A 17,949-nucleotide genomic window follows, 5' to 3' on the forward strand; every position below is an offset into this window, starting at 1 on the left:
TCCGCCGAGGTGGCCAAGGCTTCTACCGGCGGGTTGCGAGCGCGACGAGGCCCGGCCCGCGGTCCGGGCGCATCCGCTGGAGGAGTACGAACGGCGAGACGGCCAGCCGGATCGCCTCGCCGGCCAGGACTCCACGCGGTTGCAGGATCCGCCCGGAGGTCGAGGTGCGCTCCTCCGGCGTCCCACCCGGGCCGGCACCGGCCCCAGCCGGATGATCGGCACCGACCACAGCCGGATGATCGGGACCAGCCTCGGTACCGGCTGCGGCCGGATGACCGACAACAGCTTCGGCCGGATGCCCGGCGTGGCGACCCGCCCAGCGGTCCCGTACGGAGTCGAGCAGGTAGCCGAGCGGCCAGCCGTAGTGCACCAGCCGGACATCTGTGGCACCGGCGTCGAGCAGCCGCTGCCGTAGTTGCCCGGCGGAGTAGCGCCGGTAGTGCCCGACCAGGGTGTCCCAGGGACCGAACCGCTCCGGGTCGGCGGGTACCGACAGCAGCAGGTGCCCGCCCGGCCTGGCCAGGGTCAGCCACTCGCTCAGCACCGGCAGGTCGTCGGCGATGTGTTCGAGTACCTCGAACGCGCAGACCAGGTCGTAGCCGTCGGCTGCCGGTACCTGCCGGTGATCCCCGTTGTGCACGGTCCCGCCCAGCGGGGTGATCCGGGCGTACGCGGTCTCGAAGCTGCGCGGGTCGGGTTCGGTCGCGGTGTAACGGGCCAGCCGGGCCAGCCGGGTACCGACGGAGCCCAGCCCGCAGCCGAGTTCGAGGATGGTCCGGGGCTCGCACTCCGCCACGAGCCGGCGTACGACGTGCCAGCGCAGGGTCGCCCGGGGTGGCAGCGGCGGGTCGGCCGCCAGCGCGCTCATCCGACCCACCAGACCGGGCCGGCGGCCAGGTCCCCACCAGCCGGCGCCACAGCAGACGCCGCCGGACCCGAAGCAGACGCCGCCGGGCTCGAAGCGGACGCCGCCGGACCCGGAGCAGACGCCGCCGGGCTCGAAACACCGGCCGGGGTCGCAGCGGAAGCCGGCTTCGGTTGGGCGGCCGCCTCCGTCGTCGGCGGCGACTTGGGCGTTCCGCCGTGCCGTCGCAGGCGCCTGTCGATCCGGTGCCGGACCGGGGCCACGACGGTCGCCGGCCAGAAGTGTTCGACCGCACGCCGCCGGGCAGCCCGCCGCAGCCGGGCCAGCCGGTCCGGGTCCCGGGCCAGGTCGCGGAGCGCGCCGGCCAGCGCGGACGGGTCGCCGGCAGGTACGAACACGGCGGCGTCACCGAGAGCCCGGCGTTGCGGTGCGGTGTCGGAGGTGACGATGGCGCAGCCGGCGGCGGCGCCCTGGAAGACCTTTGTCGGTACCACCCGGCCGGCCTTCGCCGTCTCGCCGAAGATGCCAAGTGACACCTGGTGCCCGGCGACGAACGCGGGCAACTCACCGGACGGGATCCAGTCGTGCCAGGTCACCCGGGGATTGTCAGCGGCGGCCAGGCGGCAGGCGGGATGGTCCTGTCCGGTGCCGACCACGCTCACCTCGATCGAGTCGTCGATGGCGAGCGCGGCGAGCGCGGCGCCCAGGGTCCGGGTGCCGTGCAACGGGGTGAAGAGCCCGACGAAGACGACCCGCAGCCGCCGCCGGCCGCCGCCGGCCGGGTCGCCGGGCCAGCGTTCCCGGGCGGTACGGGCACCGGCGGCGAACCACCGCGCACCGGCTCCGACGGGTACCACGATTCCCCGGTTCCGAGCCGGCGCCGGCAACGTGTCGAGATGTTCGGCAGTGTCCACGAGTACGACGTCGGCCCGGCACAGCGCGGCTTGGTCGATCGCCCGCATCAGCCGTACCCGGGTACCCCGGGCGCCGGCGAGTCCACGGTCCCGGGCCGTACCGGCGGCGGAGACGAGGTGGTCGAGCACGATCGGGGTACCCCGGAACAGCAGCCGGGCCAGGTGCACGTCGAAGTGTCCGAGATAGCCGACCAGTACGGCGTCGACCGGGCCGGTGACGGTGCAACGCCGGTGCCGCTGCCGGTGCCGGAGAGCCCGCATCACGAGCAGGGCCCAGCAACGGGTGAGCTTGCCGGCGAGCAGCGGAAGTCGCCACGGCTGCCTCAGCACGGCTATCCGGGCGGCGGTGTCCATTGTCAGCGGTTCGTTCAGCTCGGTCACCTCGTCGCCGGCCGCCCGGAGCCCCTCGACGAGTACGCCGACCCGGGGATGTCGGCGTACGTCGTAGCTGCCGAACACCAGCCAGCGCACGAGGAGCAGCGTAACGCCGAGTACGCCCCCAGGCACGTTCCGTCGTCACGTCTGGCGCGTCGCCGGGTCCACCGGCTCCGTCCCGCGCAATTCAGTCCCGCGCAACTCAGTCCCGCGCGGCTCCGTCCCGCGCAATTCAGTCCCGCGCGGCTCCGTCCCACGCAACTCCGGCACGGCGTCCACGGGCGCCCCGGCCGGGGGCGGCTGCCGGGGTATCCGGCGGGAGAGTCGACGTCCTGACCACCGCATCGATACCGCGACGGCCGGCAGCAGCAGGTCCACCATGGTCAGCAGCAGCCGGGACAGCACTGTGGCGACCAGCGCGGCCGGCCCGGCGACGCTCGGGCCGAGCAGCAGCGGCAACGCCACCTCCCGGGGGCCGACCCCGGCCGGCGCGACGGCCAGCAGGAATCCGACCGACCACGACCCGGCGAAGGCGCCGATCGAGCGGAGCAGCAGTTCAGGGCCGCCACCCGTACCGATGTCGGTGAGGAGCAGCCAGAGGTGCGTACCGTAGCCGAGCCAGGTCGCGAGCGACCAGCCGACGGCCCCGCCGATGCCGCGCGGGGAGAGCGGCCGGGGCATCGGCTCCCGGCGGGCCAACCGGAGCAGCGCGGCGAGGATCCGGTTGACCAGCGGCGGCCAGAGCACCAGCAGCGCGGGCGGTACGGCCAGCAGGATCCACCAGTAGTCCGCGACGGCCCGCCCGCCCAACAGCGGCAGGGCGGCTGCGGTGAGCAGCAGGCCGGTCCCGAGCGTGACGAGCATCGCCAGCAGCGCGGCGACCGCCGACGCCCGACCGGGCACCCCGTACGCCCGTCCGAGCCGGGCCTGGACGAGGATCGGCCACACCTTGCCGGGCAGGTACTTCGCCAACTGCCCGACGAAGAATATCCGCGCCGCGCCGCCCAGCGGCAGGTCGACGCCGAAGTCCGTCAGGATGGCCCGCCAGGCCAGGCAGCCGCAGAGCGCACTGGCGACGGCAGCCAGTCCGGCCAGCAGCAACCCCGACGGGGAGAGTTGGCCGAGTACGGTCGGCACCTCGTCCCACCGCCTCGCAACCGCCCAGCCGACGAATCCGAGGAGCGCCCCGGTCACCGCGACCTGGGCGGCTCCGCGCGCCAGGCGCCACCTGCCGGTTCCGCGCGGCACCACGGCGGGGACGATACTCCGAGTAACGCCACCAGCCCGGAGAGCCACGCGGCGCGCCACCAACCGACCCGACCGCGCGCCACCAACCGACCCGACGACGCGGCGCCGACCGAAGCCGGCTCACGGCTGGCTGGCTCAGGCCACGTCCCAGACCGGTTCCGGCGTCTCGACCACCTCACCGTCGCCCCGGAAGAGCAGGAACCGGTCGAACGACCGGGCGAACCAGCGATCGTGGGTGACCGCCAGCACCGTCCCCTCGAACGCCAACAGTCCGGCCTCCAGCGCCTCGGCCGAGGCCAGGTCCAGGTTGTCGGTCGGCTCGTCCAGCAACAGCAGGGTCGCACCGGAGAGTTCCAGCAGGAGCACCAGGAACCGCGCCTGCTGTCCACCGGAGAGCGTGCCGAACCGCTGGTCGCCCTGACCTGCCAACTCGTACCTGTTCAGCGCCTTCATCGCGGTCTGCCGGTCCATTCCGGCCCGGTGGTCGTCACCCCGCCACAGCACCTCGACCAGGGTCTTGTCGAGCAACTCCGGCCGGTCGTGGGTCTGGGAGAAGTGACCGGGCCGCACCCGGGCGCCCAGTCGAGCCACCCCGCCGTGCCGGACCGGAGCCAGCGTCGGGCCGCCGTCGACCGGGCGGCACGCCGGATCCGGGTCGGTCCCGCCCAGGGCGAGCAGGCGGAGGAAGTGCGACTTCCCCGTACCGTTGGCACCGAGCACGGCCACCCGGTCGCCGTACCAGACCTCCAGGTCGAACGGGAATGTGAGGTCGTCCAGCTCGACCTGCTCGCAGACGATCGCCCGCTTGCCGGTAGGCCCGCCGGTCAGCCGGATCCGGATGTCCTGGTCCTTCGGCGGTACGGGTGGCGGCCCGGCCTCCTCGAACTTGCGCAGCCGGGTCTGCGCCGCCTGGTACCGCGAGGCCAGCCCGTCGTTGTACGCCGCCTTCTGCTTGTACATCAGCATCAGCTCACGCAGCTTCTGGTGCTCCTCGTCCCAGCGGCGGCGCTGCTCCTCCAGCCGGTCGTGCCGAGCCAGCCGGGCCTCGTGCCAACTGCCGAAGCCGCCCGGGTGCACCCAGGCGCTGCCGCCCTCCACCGCGACCACCCGGTCGGCGGTACGGGCCAGCAGTTCCCGATCGTGCGAGACGTAGAGCACGGACTTCGCCGACTCCCGCAGTCGCCCCTCCAGCCAGCGCTTGCCCGGCACGTCGAGGAAGTTGTCCGGCTCGTCGAGCAGCAGTACCTCGTCGACGCCGCGCAGCAGCAACTCCAGGGCGAACCGCTTCTGCTGCCCGCCGGAGAGGGTGCGTACCGGCCGGTCCCGGGTCTTCTCCCAGGGCAGCTCCAGCACGATCGTGGAGACGGTGTCGAAGAGCACCTCGGCGTCGTAGCCGCCGGACTCGCCCCATTCGGCCAGCGCCTCCGCGTACTCCAGTTGGGCCTTGCCGGCGGCGCTGCTGAACTTGCCGTGCACCTCGGCGGCGTGCAGCGCCGCCTCGGCCGCCGCCAGCCGCTCGCCGGCCGTGCGCAGCAGCGGTGGCGAGAGCGAGAGTACGAGGTCGTGCAGCGTCGACTCGTCGCCGATCATGCCGATGAACTGGCGCATCACGCCCAGCCCGCCGGAACGGGCGATGGTTCCGGTCCGGGTGGGCAGATCCCCGGCCACCATTTTCAGCAGGGTGGTCTTGCCGGCGCCGTTCGGCCCGACCAGGGCGACCTTGGCGCCCTCGCCGACTCGGAAGGAGACATCGGCGAACAGTTCGCGGCCATCCGGCAGGATGTGCCCGACTCCGGCGACGTCCACGTAACCCACGTCGGCATACTGCCTCAGGCACCGACTCCGCCGACACCGGGTTTCGGCCGGTTGACAGCGCCTCCGCTCTACAGCGCGCTCGCCCCCGGAGGGCTGCGTGGCGGTCAGCGGGTGACCCGGAGTACCCGGTAACCCTTCTGACTGGCGTGACGCTCGACCCGCCAGCCGGCCTCGACGAGCCAGCGCTGGAGCGAGTCGCCGCCGAGATGCCGGGCCACCACCAGCCAGGCCACGCCGTCCGGTGCCAACCTGGGCAGCCAGCGCCGCAGCATGCCGTGCAGTTCCTCCTTGCCGACCCGGATCGGCGGGTTCGACCACAGTTGCGCGAACGTGACGTCGTCGGGCACCTCGTCCGGTGCCGCGACGCGTACCCGGTCGGCGAGGCCGAGCCGCTGCGCGTTCTGGCCGGTCAGCTCCCGGGCACGGGCGTTGACGTCGACCGCCCATACCGTCGCCGCACCCGCCCTGGTGGCGAGTACGCAGGTGATCGGCCCGTACCCGCAGCCCAGGTCGAGCAGTGCTCCACTTGTCTGGGCGTCGGGCAGCTCGGCCTTGCGCAGCAGTACGGCGGTGCCCGAATCGAGCCGGTCAGCGGAGAAGACCCCTGCCGAGGAGGTCAGCGAGTAGTCGTACCCCTCGACGGAGAATGCCACCGTGCGCCGGTCGGCGCTGGTCACGGGCTCGGTGCTGAAATAGTGGTCGCCGGTCACGCCACGCATTGTCGCCTACCGCGAGAGTGCGCCGGGCAGGTGGCCGTACTCCGGGCCCTGCCCGGCTTCCGGGCAAATGACCACTCTCTCACCAACTGCGCCTCCGCTGCGGCGGCGCGCCGATCCGCATTTCCGTTACCCTGTGCGACATGGCTTATAGGCGTGGTCCTGGACCGGGCGGTGGGCCGCCACGGTCTCGACGAGATCCCGCCGATGAACCCTCGATCGAGCCGGATCCGACGGATGGTCCGCCGCCGGGAAGGGCGGGGCGACGCCGCTCCGCGGACCGGTCGGACGGGTTGCCGGCGGCGTCCCGCTTCGGTCCGTCCACTGCCGAGCCCCCGGGGCCCGGCTCCTCGCGCGGCTGGACGGTCGACGGGCCGGAAGGACCAGCCGACCGTCCAGGTCGGTCGGCGGTGCCCCCGGGTCGTCCCGGCGACACCCCGGGCCGATACCAGGACGGGCCGGTCCGGCACCCCGAGGAACCCGCCGGCCGGCATGCCGATGCGCCGGCCGGCCGACACCCGCAGACCCCCGCCGGCCGCTACCCGGACACGACTGCCGGCCGATACCCGGATCCCCCAGCGGGTCGGTATGGCGACGGCCCGGCCGGCCGGTACCCGGAGCCGTCTCCCGGCCCCACACTGGACGGCCCGGAACGTTCCGGGCCCTCCTCCGGCCGGTCGCGTCGTGGCCGGCACGACGCCGCCGGACCCGACGGGTTCGAACCGGGCGCCGGCTACCCACCGCCGGGTAGGCCGGTTCCCGACCTGCCCGGCGGAATCCCCGGCGGCCGGTCCCGCGACCGGCTGGCCCCGAACCGTTCCCAGGATCGGCTGTCCCCCGCCGGCTCCCAGGAACGTTTGCCTCCCACCGGCTCCCAGGATCGGCTGCCTCCCGGCGGCCCGGCCCACCCGGCACGCCCTGCCGGTGGCGGACGCCACCTGGCCGCTCCCGAGGACGGACCTCCCGGCGGCCGACCGGCGCCGGGCAGCGGTCGGCCGGTCACCGGCGACCGGGCCGGGCCACGCGACCGGATGATGCCCGGCGATCGGCTCCCCGGCACCCGGCCACCCGCCGACCCCCGGCCCGGCGCCGATGCCGCGCCGGGCGCCCGCCCCGCCCGGACCCGCGGTCGCGGTGCCCCGGGCGGGCCGGTTCCGTCCAGCGCCGAACCGTTCCGGCCGCCACGCGGCGGACCGACCCCGACCGACGCCGGACCGATCCGGTCGCCGCACAGCGGACCGGCCCCGACCGACGCCGAACCGTTCCGCTCGCCACGCGGCGGACCGGTCTCGCCTGGCGCGGAGCCGTTCGGGTCGGCCCGCACCAGGCCGGGATCGGCCGCACCAGCGGGCTTCGATTCGCATGATCCTGCCCCCGGCGGTCGACGTCGCGGCCAGCCGGATCCCGCTGCCGGTCCGGCCGGCGCCTACCGGCCGGGTCCCGGAGAGCCGCCAGCCGCCGGGCCACGATCCGCACCGGTACCGCGACAGCGGCGCACCCCCTCGGCCGACCGGGACCCGCTGCGGCCCGGCCTCCCCGATCCCGGCCTTCCCGATCCCGGCGGTCCGCCCGGTGGCCGGCGCGGCCCCGCCGACCGGCCCGGTGGCGGCCCGGCAGAGCGCCACGGTGACCGGGGCCCGGCCCGCCCGCCGCTGGACCGTGCCGCGCCGCCCGGGGACGACAATCCGGGGGTACGCCGGCCAGGTCGCCCCGCCAGCTCCGAGCCTCCCCCCGCCGGCCGGGCCGGCACCCGTGGCTCCCCCCGGCCCGGTCCCTCGTCCGGGGGTGCGCCGCCGGGGTCGCCGCGACCGGCCGGCCCGGGCGCGGACGGTGTGCTCCGGCCCAGCCCCGAACAGGGCAGGCCGGCACCGGCAGGTCCACCTCCCCCGCGCCGTCCCCGCAACGCCGGGGCCGCACCAGGCTCACCGGTCGGGCCGCCTTCCGGCCCGCCAGGCGCGACACCACACGACCGGACTCCGGGCTCACCCGCCGGACCACGTCCCGGACCGGACGGCGCGCCACGAACACGCTCCGGGCCACCACCCGACCGGGTCCCGGGCACACCGGGTCCTCGCTCCGGCCCGCCAGGCGCAACGCCGCACGACCGGACTCCGGGCTCACCCGCCGGGCCGCGCTCCGGCCCGCCGGGCGGCGGTCGGTCGGGGCAGGGTGTGCGTACCGGGCCGTCGGGTGGGGCCTCCCCGGTCTCCCCGGCCCGTACGCCGGCCGCACCGGAGCGCACCTCCAGAGCCGCCCCGAGCCCAGCACCCGCCCCCGCCCCGGCCAAGCCCTCGGGCGGCCCGACCCCCGGCTCCGCCATCGCCACCATCGGGGCCACCTCGGGCGATGCCGGCGCACCGCTGCGCAGTTCGAAGCGAACCTGGCAATTGATCATCGGCTCGCTCGGCGTACTGCTGCTGCTCGGTATCTGCGGGCTCAGCTCGTACTTCTTCATGGTCGACGACCCCGTGGGCCGGGACTCCCGGGCGGCCGACGGCACCGGTGCCGGTGCCGCACCCCGGGACATCAGCTCCCGCAGTGCCGATCCGGCTCCGCTGACCGTCAAGGAGGTCTTCCCGAACGGCAAGGAGGTGCTGGTCGACCAGGAGCAGTCGGCGTACGAACTGCTCAAGACCCAGCAGTCGGAGGAGTGCGATCTCGTCGCCGACGGCCAGATCGCGGCCGTACTGGCCGACGCCGGGTGCAGCCAGTTCGTGCGCGGCACCGTACGCTCCCCCACCGGCCTGTACGTCGCGACCGCCGGCATCGTCAACCTGGCCGACGAGGCCGGGGCGACCTCGGCACGCGAGAAGATCAAGCCGATCGTGGACGGGCGGAAGGGGCGTTTCCTTGGCCTCGCCGCCGGACGCGGCACCGAGGCCGTCACCGCCGCCTCGGCCCAGGCCGGCTGGCACGTCCGCGGCCACTTCCTGATCTACTGCGTCGTCGCCAAGAGCGACGGCAAGACCATCGGTGACCAGGACCTCTTCGCCCGGCAGATCCTCTCCGACATGATCGAGGTGTACCTGCGCGGCAAGGTGCTCGACCAGCGCATTCTCGCCCCGTCCGGCGCCCCGACGAGTCCCGCCGGATCCGACTGAGCCCTGGCCGGATCCGGCTGAGCCCTGGGCCGGCCGCACGGGCACCACCGGGCTCGCCAGCCGGTGTTCAGGCCGAGGCGGTGAGCCGCAGTCGACGGGTACGCAGCGCGCGGCTGGCGTACTCGGCCGGGTCGGCCGGGTAGCCGACCTCGACCAGGGTCAACCCGTGCGGCTGTACCACGCTCACCTCGCTGGCCCGCTCCCGCCGCCCGAGCAGGCCACCGGGCCAGTCGACGGGGCGCCGCCCGTCCCCGGCCACCAGCATCGCCCCGACCAGGCTGCGCACCATCGACTGGCAGAACGCGTCGGCCTGCACCGTGGCCACCAGCAGACCGTCCGGGTCGCGCCGCCAGTCCAGTCTGGTCAGCTCCCGTACCGTCGTGGCGTGCTCCTTGCGCCGGCAGTACGCCGCGAAGTCGTGCTCGCCGACCAGCCCGGCGGCGGCCTGGTTCAGTGCCGTCAGGTCGAGCGGGCGGGGCCAGGCGAGCACCTCGTGCCGGCGCAGCGGCTCGGCGCCGTACGGGGCGTCGGTGACCCGGTACTCGTAGCGGCGGAAGGTTGCCGAGAACCGGGCGTCGAACTCGGCGGGTACCTCGGTGACGGCGCGGACCCGGACGTCGGGCGGCAACACCGCGGCGAGCCGGCGCAGCAGCGTCTCCGCCGACTGCCGCCACACCGCGCTCGGCAGGTCGAGATGGCAGACCTGCCCGGTGGCGTGCACCCCGGCGTCGGTCCGTCCCGCCACGGTCAGCCCACTTACCCGATCCGCCCCGACGAGCCTGGTCAGCGCCTCGACCAGCACCCCGGCGACGGTACGCCGACCGGGCTGCACGGCCCAGCCGGAGAAGTCGCCGCCGTCGTAGGCGACGTCCAGGCGTACCCGGGTGCGTTCCTCATCCACCTCGTGCTCCACCCAACCACCCGCTCCGGATATGCCACAGCCCGGCACCCCGCAGGGGGTGCCGGGCCCGGCGTCGTGCATCGGTGTTACTTGTTGTCGGCCTCGTCGCTGTCCTCGCGGGCCGCGTCGGTGTCGCCGGAGCGCGACTCCGGCGCCTCGGCGTCCTGGTCACCGTCCCGGTCCTGCGACGAGGAACGCGGGGTCTCCTCGTCCGGGGCGAGCGCCTCGACCTTGTCCTGCTGCGCCGCCTTGCGGGCGGCGGTCTTCTTCGCCGGTGCCGCCGGAGCCTCGACCAGTTCCTCGACCAGCTCGATGATGGCCATCGGCGCGTTGTCGCCCTTGCGCGGGACGGTCTTCACGATCCGGGTGTAGCCACCGGGGCGGTTGGCGAACCGGGGAGCGATCTGGTCGAACAGGGCGAAGACCACGTCCTTGTCCCGTACGACGGTCAGCACCCGCCGCCGGGACGCCAGGTCGCCCCGCTTGGCCTTGGTGATCAGCTGCTCCGCGAGCGGGCGGAGTCGCTTGGCCTTGGTCTGGGTGGTGGTGATGCGGCCGTGCTGGAACAGCGCGGTGGCCAGGTTGGCCAGGATCATCCGCTCGTGCGCGGGGCTACCGCCGAGGCGGGGGCCCTTGGTGGGCGTGGGCATTCTTGGTGCTCCTCAATAGTGGGTGGCCGGATCTCCAGTGGGTGGCCGGATCTCCGGCTAGCCCCGGACTAAAGCTGCTCGGTCTCGCGGTAGTCGTCGGTGTCGTAGTCGGCCTCGCCGAAGGAGTCGACGACGTGCGCCGGGTCGAAGTTGGGCGCCGAGTCCTTCAGCCCCAGCCCCATGCCGGCGAGCTTCATCTTGACCTCGTCGATCGACTTCTGCCCGAAGTTGCGGATGTCGAGCAGATCGGCCTCGGTACGCCCGATGAGCTCGCCAACCGTGTTGATGCCCTCGCGCTTGAGGCAGTTGTATGACCGGACGGTGAGGTCCAGCTCCTCGATCGGCAGCGCCAGGTCGGCGGCGAGCTGCGCGTCCTGCGGCGACGGGCCGATGTCGATGCCCTCGGCGCTCTCGTCCAGCTCCCGGGCCAGCCCGAAGAGCTCGACCAGGGTGGAGCCGGCCGAGGCGAGCGCGGTACGCGGCCCGATCGAGGCCTTGGTCTCGACGTCGATGATCAGCCGGTCGAAGTCGGTACGCTGCTCGACCCGGGTCGCCTCGACGCGGTACGTCACCTTCAGCACCGGCGAGTAGATCGAGTCGACCGGGATGCGGCCGATCTCGGCGCCGGCCTGCTTGTTCTGCGCGGCGGTGACGTAGCCGCGACCCCGCTCGACGGTCAGCTCCATGTCGAGCCGGCCCTTGCCGTTCAGGGTGGCGAGCTTGAGATCGGCGTTGTGCACGGAGACACCGGCCGGGGGCTGGATGTCACCGGCGGTGACGTCGCCGGGGCCCTGCTTGCGCAGGTACATGCTGACCGGCTCGTCGTGGTCGGAGCTGACGCAGAGCTCCTTCACGTTCATGACGAGCTCGACCACGTCCTCCTTGACCCCGGGGATGGTGGTGAACTCGTGCAGCACACCGTCGACCTTGATCGAGGTGACCGCCGCGCCCGGAATGGAGGAGAGCAGGGTCCGCCGGAGCGAGTTGCCCAGGGTGTACCCGAAACCCGGCTCGAGCGGTTCGATGGTGAACCGGGAGCGGGTCTCGCTGATCGACTCCTCGGTGAGGGTCGGCCGCTGGGTGATGAGCATGCTGTTTCCTTTTCGTTCGGGGCACCCGCTATTTGATGCCCAAACTTCTTCTCCGGCGCTCCGCGCCGGCTCCCGGCGGCGAGGCCGGGTGCCGGCGCGGGAACGCCAGGAACCGTTACTTCGAGTAGAGCTCGACGATCAGCTGCTCCTGGACCTGGGTGTCGATGACGCCCCGGGCCGGAAGCGAGTGGATCAGCACCTTCATCTGGCTGGGGATCGCCTCCAGCCAGGCCGGCACCGTCTTCGAGCCGGCCTCGGCCTGCGCCACGATGAACGGCGTCAGCTCCTTGGACTTGGCCCGGACCTCGACGATGTCGTGCTCCTTCACCCGGTACGACGGGATGTCGACCTTGCGGCCGTTCACCGTCAGGTGACCGTGCTTGACGAGCTGCCGCGCGTGGTCACGCGACTTCGCCAGGCCGGCCCGGTAGATCACGTTGTCGAGCCGCGACTCGAGGATCTGCAGGAGGATCTCGCCGGTCTTGCCCTTCTTGGCGACGGCCTCCTCGTAGTACCCCCGGAACTGCTTCTCCAGCACGCCGTAGACCCGGCGGGCCTTCTGCTTCTCACGGAGCTGGAGCAGGTACTCCGTCTCCTTGGTGCGACCCCGGCCGTGCTGCCCGGGCGGGAACGGCCGGGACTCGAACGGGCACTTCGGGCCATCGCACTTGCTGCCCTTGAGGAACAGCTTCATCTTCTCCCGACGGCAACGGCGGCAGTCGGCACCGGTGTAACGAGCCATGTTCTTCGTCTACCTCTCAGACCCGACGACGCTTCGGCGGACGGCACCCGTTGTGCGGCTGCGGTGTGACGTCGGCGATCTGGCCGACCTCCAGGCCGACGGCCTGCAGCGAACGGATGGCGGTCTCCCGGCCGGAGCCGGGGCCCTTGACGAACACGTCGACCTTGCGCATGCCGTGCTCCATGGCCCGGCGCGCGGCGGCCTCGGCGGCGAGCTGCGCGGCGAACGGAGTCGACTTGCGGGAACCCTTGAAGCCCACCTGGCCGGCGGAGGCCCAGGAGATGACGGCACCGGTCGGGTCCGTGATGGAGACGATGGTGTTGTTGAACGTGCTCTTGATATGCGCCTGCCCGTGGGCGACGTTCTTGCGTTCCTTGCGCCGGACCTTCTTGACGGCGGCCCCGGCGCGAGCCTTCGGTGGCATAAGTTTGTGCGCTCCTATTACTTCTTGCCGGGCTTCTTCTTGCCGGCGACGGTCCGCTTCGGGCCCTTCCGGGTCCGGGCGTTGGTACGGGTCCGCTGCCCACGGACGGGCAGACCCCGGCGGTGCCGGATGCCCGCGTAGCAGCCGATCTCGACCTTGCGGCGGATGTCAGCGGCGACCTCGCGGCGCAGGTCGCCCTCTACCTTGTAGTTGGCCTCGATGTGGTTCCGGAGCTGGACCAGCTCCTCGTCCGTGAGGTCCTTGGCGCGCTTGTCGGGGGAGATGCCGGTGGCGGCGAGCGTCTCGATCGCCCGGGTCCGACCGACCCCGAAAATGTAGGTGAGCGCGATCTCCAGCCGCTTCTCGCGGGGAAGATCGACGCCGGCTAGCCGTGCCATGTGTGGGCGTACTCCTCGGATTTCTTCACGGAGGTCTGTACCCGCCCCACCCCGCCTGCCCTGACCTGCGGGCCCCGGCCTCCGACCGGGGGTAGGCCACGACTGCGTTCTCGCTCGGCGATCTCGCGCTCGCGGCTGGGACGAGCTTGTGTTGTTGTACGGGATCTGCGGTCGGACCCACCGTCGCTACCACCGGCACTCACCGGCGGCAGCCGCGGATCAGCCCTGACGCTGCTTGTGGCGCGGGTCGGTGCAGATGACCATGACCCGGCCGTGCCGGCGGATCACCCGGCACTTGTTGCAGATCCTCTTGACGCTCGGCTTGACCTTCACGGTTGCCTTACTTTCCCATCTGTGCCCGGCAGCGCGCTGACGCCGTCGAGTCTTGAGGACGGACACGGACACCCGGCCGTCGTCAGACAGTGCACGTGCTCCGGACCGGCGATCGGCCCGGCGACGTTCACTTGTAGCGGTAGACGATGCGCCCTCGGGTCAGGTCGTACGGCGAAAGTTCGACGACGACCCGGTCCTCGGGCAGGATGCGGATGTAGTGCTGCCGCATCTTGCCGCTGATGTGAGCCAGCACCTTGTGGCCGTTGGCGAGTTCCACCCGGAACATGGCGTTCGGGAGTGGCTCGATCACTCGACCCTCGATCTCGATGGCTCCGTCTTTTTTCGGCATGTCCTCCGCTGTCCTGACGTCGGTTACTCCGGACGGCTCACAACGCCTTTCCCGGATGGAGAACATCCGAGCCAGCCGCGGCTCCGGCCCCACCGAAGCGCGGGTGGGCATGCCGGAGTGGACGCTGTGCGCCGATCAGCCAGTGTACGCGCGCCCGCACGCCAGCGCCAACCCGGGGACTCCCGGGCCGTCGGATCGGACGAACGCGACTATATCAGGCGGGTTCCCCCTGGTCGGCCTGCTCGTCCCGGCGGCGTTTCCGCCCCTCGATCCGGGCCCGCTTCTCGATCTTCGCCCGCTCCCTCGCGGCCTGCTTCGCCGCCTGCTTGGCGGCCCAGCGCTGCGGCTCCCCCTTCGCCAGCCCGCTGACGGTACCGGCCAACAGCACCGCGCCCAACGGACCGGCCACCCAACCCGGCCAGAAGTAGAGGAGGTCGCCGGCCAGTACCGAGGTGACCGCCCAGATCGCGACCACCACGCCGACCAGGCCAAGGTAGCCGTCCCAGGTGTCGGCCAGCCAGGCTCGGGTGGCGCCCGGATAACGGCCGTCGGGTCCGGGGCGGAACACCGGAGCCTTCGGGTCGGTCGGCACCAACTGTGCCTGCTCGACGGGGACCGTACCCGGCAGGTCGGTGAGGAGCCCGTCGAGGTCGCCGTACGTCTTGGCGGCGTACGCCCGCTGGAGCCGGTCGTCGTACTCGGCCAGGTCGAGGCGCCCCTCGTTCAGGGCCCGTAGAAGCTGGTCGGCCACGGCGGCACGATCGGAGTCCGCCGCACGCATCTGGTCCCGCCGCTCCATGACTACGAGGATGCCACCGCGGGTCCAGCCCGCCCAGCCCGGTTGTCGGCGCGCACGCCTCGCGCTGCTCGACCCGGCAGCCGGCGCGGAAGACCGGCGCAGCAGCCCGAGCCGGTGCTGGCGCAGCGGTCGGAGGCGGTCGTCAGCCGGGAGAGGAGGCGGCCGTCAGCCGGGAGAGGAGGTGGCCGGTTCCCGGGCGGTGACCAGGTCACCGAGTCGGGACCGACCGCCGTCCGGTGCGGTCAGCACCCAGACGCCGTCGTCCAGCAGCGCCATCGTGTGCTCGACGTGGGCCGCGATCGACCCGTCACGGCTGATCACCGTCCAGCCGTCGTCCAGCTCCACCGTCCGGGGCGAACCCAGGGTCACCATCGGCTCGATCGCCAGCGCCATCCCAGGCACCAGCCGGGGACCACGCCCGGGGCGGCCGTGGTTGAGCACGTGCGGGTCCTGGTGCATCTCGGTGCCGATGCCGTGCCCGCCGTACCCCTCGACGATGCCGTACCGGCCGGCGGCCCGGACCGCCCGCTCCACCGCGTACGAGATGTCGGTCAGTCGGCCACGACCGCTGAGCATGCCGCGCGCCGCGGCGCGGATTCCCGCCCACATCGCGTCCTCGGCGGCCTCGGCCATCCGGAGCAACTCCGGACGGACCTCGCCGACCCCGACCGTGATCGCGGCGTCGCCGTGCCAGCCGTCGAGGACGGCCCCGCAGTCGATCGAGATCAGGTCGCCGTCCCTGAGCACCTGGGTCGGCGCCGGGATGGCGTGCACGATCTGCTCGTTCACCGAGGAGCAGATCGACGCCGGATAGCCGTGGTAGCCCTTGAACGACGGGATGCCGCCGGCCTCCCGGATCACCGACTCGGCTATCGCGTCGAGGTCGGCGGTGGAGACGCCGGGAGCCACCGCCGCGCGCATCCGTTCGAGGGCCGACGCGACGACGAGCCCGGCGGCCCGCATCAGCTCGATCTGCTCCGGGGTCTTCAGCTGGATGTCCAGCTGGGGTCGGCGCATGGTGCCCAGCCTATCCGCCGTACGACCGCAGGGCGTCGATAGCCCGGACGGTGACGTCCTCCACCGGCCCGGTGGCGTCGATGCCGACGAGCTTGCCCTGCGCGCCGTAGTAGTCGATCAACGGTGCGGTCTTGCTGGCGTACTCGCGCAGTCGCTCGGCGATCGTCTCCGCCTTGTCGTCGTCCCGCTGGAACAGCTCGCCGCCGCACCTGTCGCAGATGCCCGCCACCGAGGGGGCGTCGAACTCGATGTGCCAGACCTTCTCACAGCCCCGGCAGGTACGCCGGCCGGAGAGCCGCCGGATCACCTCGTCGTCGTCGACGACCAGTTCCATTACCAGGTCGAGGGCGGTGCCGAGGTCAGCCAGCAGCTTGTCCAGCGCCGCGGCCTGCGGGGTGGTCCGAGGGAATCCGTCGAGCAGGAATCCCTCGGCCGCGTCCGGGCGGGCGAGCCGGTCCCGGACCATGTTGATCGTCACCTCGTCGGGCACCAGCTTGCCGGCGTCCATGTAGCGCTTCGCCTCGACACCGAGTGGGGTGCCCTGCGACACGTTGGCCCGGAAGATGTCGCCTGTCGAGATCTTGGGCACGGCGAGGTGGGCGGCGATGAACTCGGCCTGGGTCCCCTTGCCCGCCCCGGGGGGACCGACCAGAACGAGTCGCATCTACCGCAGGAACCCTTCGTAGTTCCGCTGCATGAGCTGGCTCTCGATCTGCTTCACGGTCTCGAGTCCGACACCGACCATGATCAGCACCGCGACGCCGCCGAACGGGAAGTTCTGGTACTGCTGGCTGTCGAGCCAGATGAAGAAGAAGTTCGGCAGGATCGAGATCAGGCCCAGGTAGAGCGCACCGGGGAGGGTGATCCGACTCAGGATGAAGTCCAGGTAGTCGGCGGTCGGCTTGCCCGGCCGGATGCCCGGGACGAACCCGCCGTACTTCTTCATGTTGTCCGCGACCTCGGTCGGGTTGAACGTGATCGAGACGTAGAAGTACGTGAAGAAGATGATCAGCAGGAAGTAGACGCTGATGTACGTCGGGCTGTCCGGCTGCACGAGGTGGTTCTGCACCCAGGTCTGCCAGTTGTTCAGGTTGTTCTGGTCGAAGAACTGGAGCAGCAGCGACGGCAGGTAGAGCAGTGACGACGCGAAGATGACCGGGATCACACCCGCCTGGTTCACCTTCAGCGGGATGTAGGTGGAGGTGCCGCCGTACATCCGCCGGCCGATCATGCGCTTGGCGTACTGCACCGGGATGCGGCGCTGGGCCTGCTCGATGAAGACGACAGCGGTGATGACCACCAGGACCAGGACCAGAACCAGGCCGAACATCCCCCAGCCCTTGTTGTTCTTGATGGTCCAGCCCTCGCTGGGCAGCCGGGCGGCGATCGAGGTGAAGATCAGCACGGACATGCCGTTGCCGACGCCCCGGTCGGTGATCAGCTCGCCGAGCCACATCACCACGCCGGTGCCGGCGGTCATCGTGATCACCAGGACCGTCACGGTCAGCCAGTTCGGCAGGCCGGTGCCCTCCGGGATGATCGGGAACTCCTGGCACATCCCGTTGAAGAGCTGGCCGGACCGGGCCAGCGCCACGAACGCCGAGGCCTGCAGGACGCCCAGGCCGAGGGTCAGGTAGCGGGTGTACTGCGTGATCTTCGCCTGACCGGCCTGGCCCTCCTTGCGGAGCTGCTCCAACCGCGGGATGACCACGGTGAGCAGCTGCAGGATGATCGAGGCGGTGATGTAGGGCATGATGCCCAGCGCGAAGACCGACAGCGACAGCAGCGCGCCACCGGAGAAGAGGTTGAGCAGGTTGAAGACACCGTTGCCCTCACCCGACTCCATGGTCTGGATGCACTTCTGCACGTTGCCGTAGGAGACACCCGGGCTGGGCAGCGTCGCGCCGAGCCGGTAGACCGCGATGATGGCTACTGTGAACAGCAGCTTCTTGCGCAGGTCAGGCGTGCGGAACGCACTGAGAAAGGCGGAGAGCAACTTCTTCCTCCTGCGCGAGGCGGCCGCCGGTGGTTCATGGCGGGACGGGGTGGTTGTCGGGCGATCGACCCGATACCCATAGCTGGGATCGGACTCTAACAGTCCGGCGCGCTTCCGGGCAGATCCACCCGGGAAGCATTCACCGCTTCCGATGTTAACGGGATCGATGGACCCCTAGTAGGTCGTGGCGCCCGCCAGTTGCCATCAACTGGGCG

The 17,949-nt window shown here is 72.0% G+C and carries 18 protein-coding genes; 1 reads left to right on the forward strand and 17 read right to left on the reverse strand.

Going from position 1 to position 17,949, the window contains the following annotated elements; all coding sequences use genetic code 11:
• Nucleotides 1-22: 22 nt before the first annotated feature.
• The 5 genes from CLT71_RS17890 to CLT71_RS17910 all read right to left on the reverse strand — a co-directional run bounded on the left by CLT71_RS17890 (nt 23) and on the right by CLT71_RS17910 (nt 5,927).
• Entirely contained in the window at nt 23-868 is an 846-nt protein-coding gene (locus CLT71_RS17890; RefSeq protein ID WP_101368118.1) for a class I SAM-dependent methyltransferase, read from the reverse strand.
• Nucleotides 865-2,250, reverse strand: a complete 1,386-nt coding sequence (locus CLT71_RS17895; RefSeq protein WP_199187627.1) for a glycosyltransferase — start codon at nt 2,248-2,250, stop codon at nt 865-867. Before CLT71_RS17895 ends, CLT71_RS17890 begins: the two co-directional genes overlap by 4 nt.
• A gap of 45 nt (nt 2,251-2,295) precedes the next feature.
• Nucleotides 2,296-3,405, reverse strand: a complete 1,110-nt coding sequence (locus CLT71_RS17900; RefSeq protein ID WP_158242252.1) for a lysylphosphatidylglycerol synthase domain-containing protein — start codon at nt 3,403-3,405, stop codon at nt 2,296-2,298.
• A gap of 132 nt (nt 3,406-3,537) precedes the next feature.
• Nucleotides 3,538-5,217, reverse strand: a complete 1,680-nt coding sequence (locus tag CLT71_RS17905; protein WP_101368120.1) for an ATP-binding cassette domain-containing protein — start codon at nt 5,215-5,217, stop codon at nt 3,538-3,540.
• Between the two features lie 104 nt (nt 5,218-5,321).
• Nucleotides 5,322-5,927, reverse strand: coding sequence for a methyltransferase (locus CLT71_RS17910; RefSeq protein WP_101371553.1), 606 nt, complete (start codon nt 5,925-5,927; stop codon nt 5,322-5,324).
• A 2,177-nt stretch (nt 5,928-8,104) separates the two neighbouring features.
• Between CLT71_RS17910 and CLT71_RS17915 the strand changes: the two genes are divergently transcribed.
• Entirely contained in the window at nt 8,105-9,034 is a 930-nt protein-coding gene (locus tag CLT71_RS17915) for a hypothetical protein (RefSeq protein ID WP_143743501.1), read from the forward strand.
• 67 nt (nt 9,035-9,101) lie between these two features.
• On the opposite strand, the gene truA is transcribed toward CLT71_RS17915, so the two are convergent.
• The 12 genes from truA to secY form a co-directional block, all read right to left on the reverse strand.
• A complete protein-coding gene (gene truA / locus CLT71_RS17920; protein ID WP_486483322.1) occupies nt 9,102-9,935 on the reverse strand; it encodes a tRNA pseudouridine(38-40) synthase TruA in 834 nt (277 codons plus the stop codon).
• A gap of 86 nt (nt 9,936-10,021) precedes the next feature.
• A complete protein-coding gene (rplQ, locus tag CLT71_RS17925; RefSeq protein ID WP_101368123.1) occupies nt 10,022-10,585 on the reverse strand; it encodes a 50S ribosomal protein L17 in 564 nt (187 codons plus the stop codon).
• Nucleotides 10,586-10,653: 68 nt separating this feature from the next.
• The gene (locus tag CLT71_RS17930; protein ID WP_101368124.1) at nt 10,654-11,676 is read right to left on the reverse strand and encodes a DNA-directed RNA polymerase subunit alpha; all 1,023 of its coding nucleotides are present in this window, start codon (nt 11,674-11,676) and stop codon (nt 10,654-10,656) included.
• A gap of 115 nt (nt 11,677-11,791) precedes the next feature.
• The gene (rpsD, locus tag CLT71_RS17935; RefSeq protein ID WP_101368125.1) at nt 11,792-12,418 is read right to left on the reverse strand and encodes a 30S ribosomal protein S4; all 627 of its coding nucleotides are present in this window, start codon (nt 12,416-12,418) and stop codon (nt 11,792-11,794) included.
• A gap of 16 nt (nt 12,419-12,434) precedes the next feature.
• Nucleotides 12,435-12,842 (reverse strand): 30S ribosomal protein S11, encoded by a 408-nt coding sequence (gene rpsK / locus CLT71_RS17940; protein ID WP_030329919.1) that lies wholly within the window; start codon nt 12,840-12,842, stop codon nt 12,435-12,437.
• 17 nt (nt 12,843-12,859) lie between these two features.
• Nucleotides 12,860-13,240 carry a 30S ribosomal protein S13 gene (gene rpsM / locus CLT71_RS17945; protein ID WP_101368126.1) on the reverse strand — a complete coding sequence of 127 codons (381 nt, stop codon included), beginning with the start codon at nt 13,238-13,240 and terminating at the stop codon, nt 12,860-12,862.
• Nucleotides 13,241-13,459: 219 nt separating this feature from the next.
• Nucleotides 13,460-13,573, reverse strand: coding sequence for a 50S ribosomal protein L36 (rpmJ, locus tag CLT71_RS17950; RefSeq protein WP_012184307.1), 114 nt, complete (start codon nt 13,571-13,573; stop codon nt 13,460-13,462).
• 127 nt (nt 13,574-13,700) lie between these two features.
• Nucleotides 13,701-13,922, reverse strand: a complete 222-nt coding sequence (infA, locus tag CLT71_RS17955) for a translation initiation factor IF-1 (RefSeq protein ID WP_007073013.1) — start codon at nt 13,920-13,922, stop codon at nt 13,701-13,703.
• Between the two features lie 214 nt (nt 13,923-14,136).
• Complete coding sequence (locus tag CLT71_RS17960; protein ID WP_486483323.1) at nt 14,137-14,721, reverse strand: DUF1707 SHOCT-like domain-containing protein; 585 nt, start codon at nt 14,719-14,721, stop codon at nt 14,137-14,139.
• Between the two features lie 165 nt (nt 14,722-14,886).
• A complete protein-coding gene (gene map / locus CLT71_RS17965) occupies nt 14,887-15,738 on the reverse strand; it encodes a type I methionyl aminopeptidase (protein ID WP_101368128.1) in 852 nt (283 codons plus the stop codon).
• Between the two features lie 10 nt (nt 15,739-15,748).
• Nucleotides 15,749-16,402 (reverse strand): adenylate kinase, encoded by a 654-nt coding sequence (locus CLT71_RS17970; protein ID WP_101368129.1) that lies wholly within the window; start codon nt 16,400-16,402, stop codon nt 15,749-15,751.
• The gene (secY, locus tag CLT71_RS17975; RefSeq protein WP_101368130.1) at nt 16,403-17,734 is read right to left on the reverse strand and encodes a preprotein translocase subunit SecY; all 1,332 of its coding nucleotides are present in this window, start codon (nt 17,732-17,734) and stop codon (nt 16,403-16,405) included.
• Nucleotides 17,735-17,949: the final 215 nt, after the last annotated feature.

Source organism: Plantactinospora sp. CNZ320 (assembly GCF_002846275.1).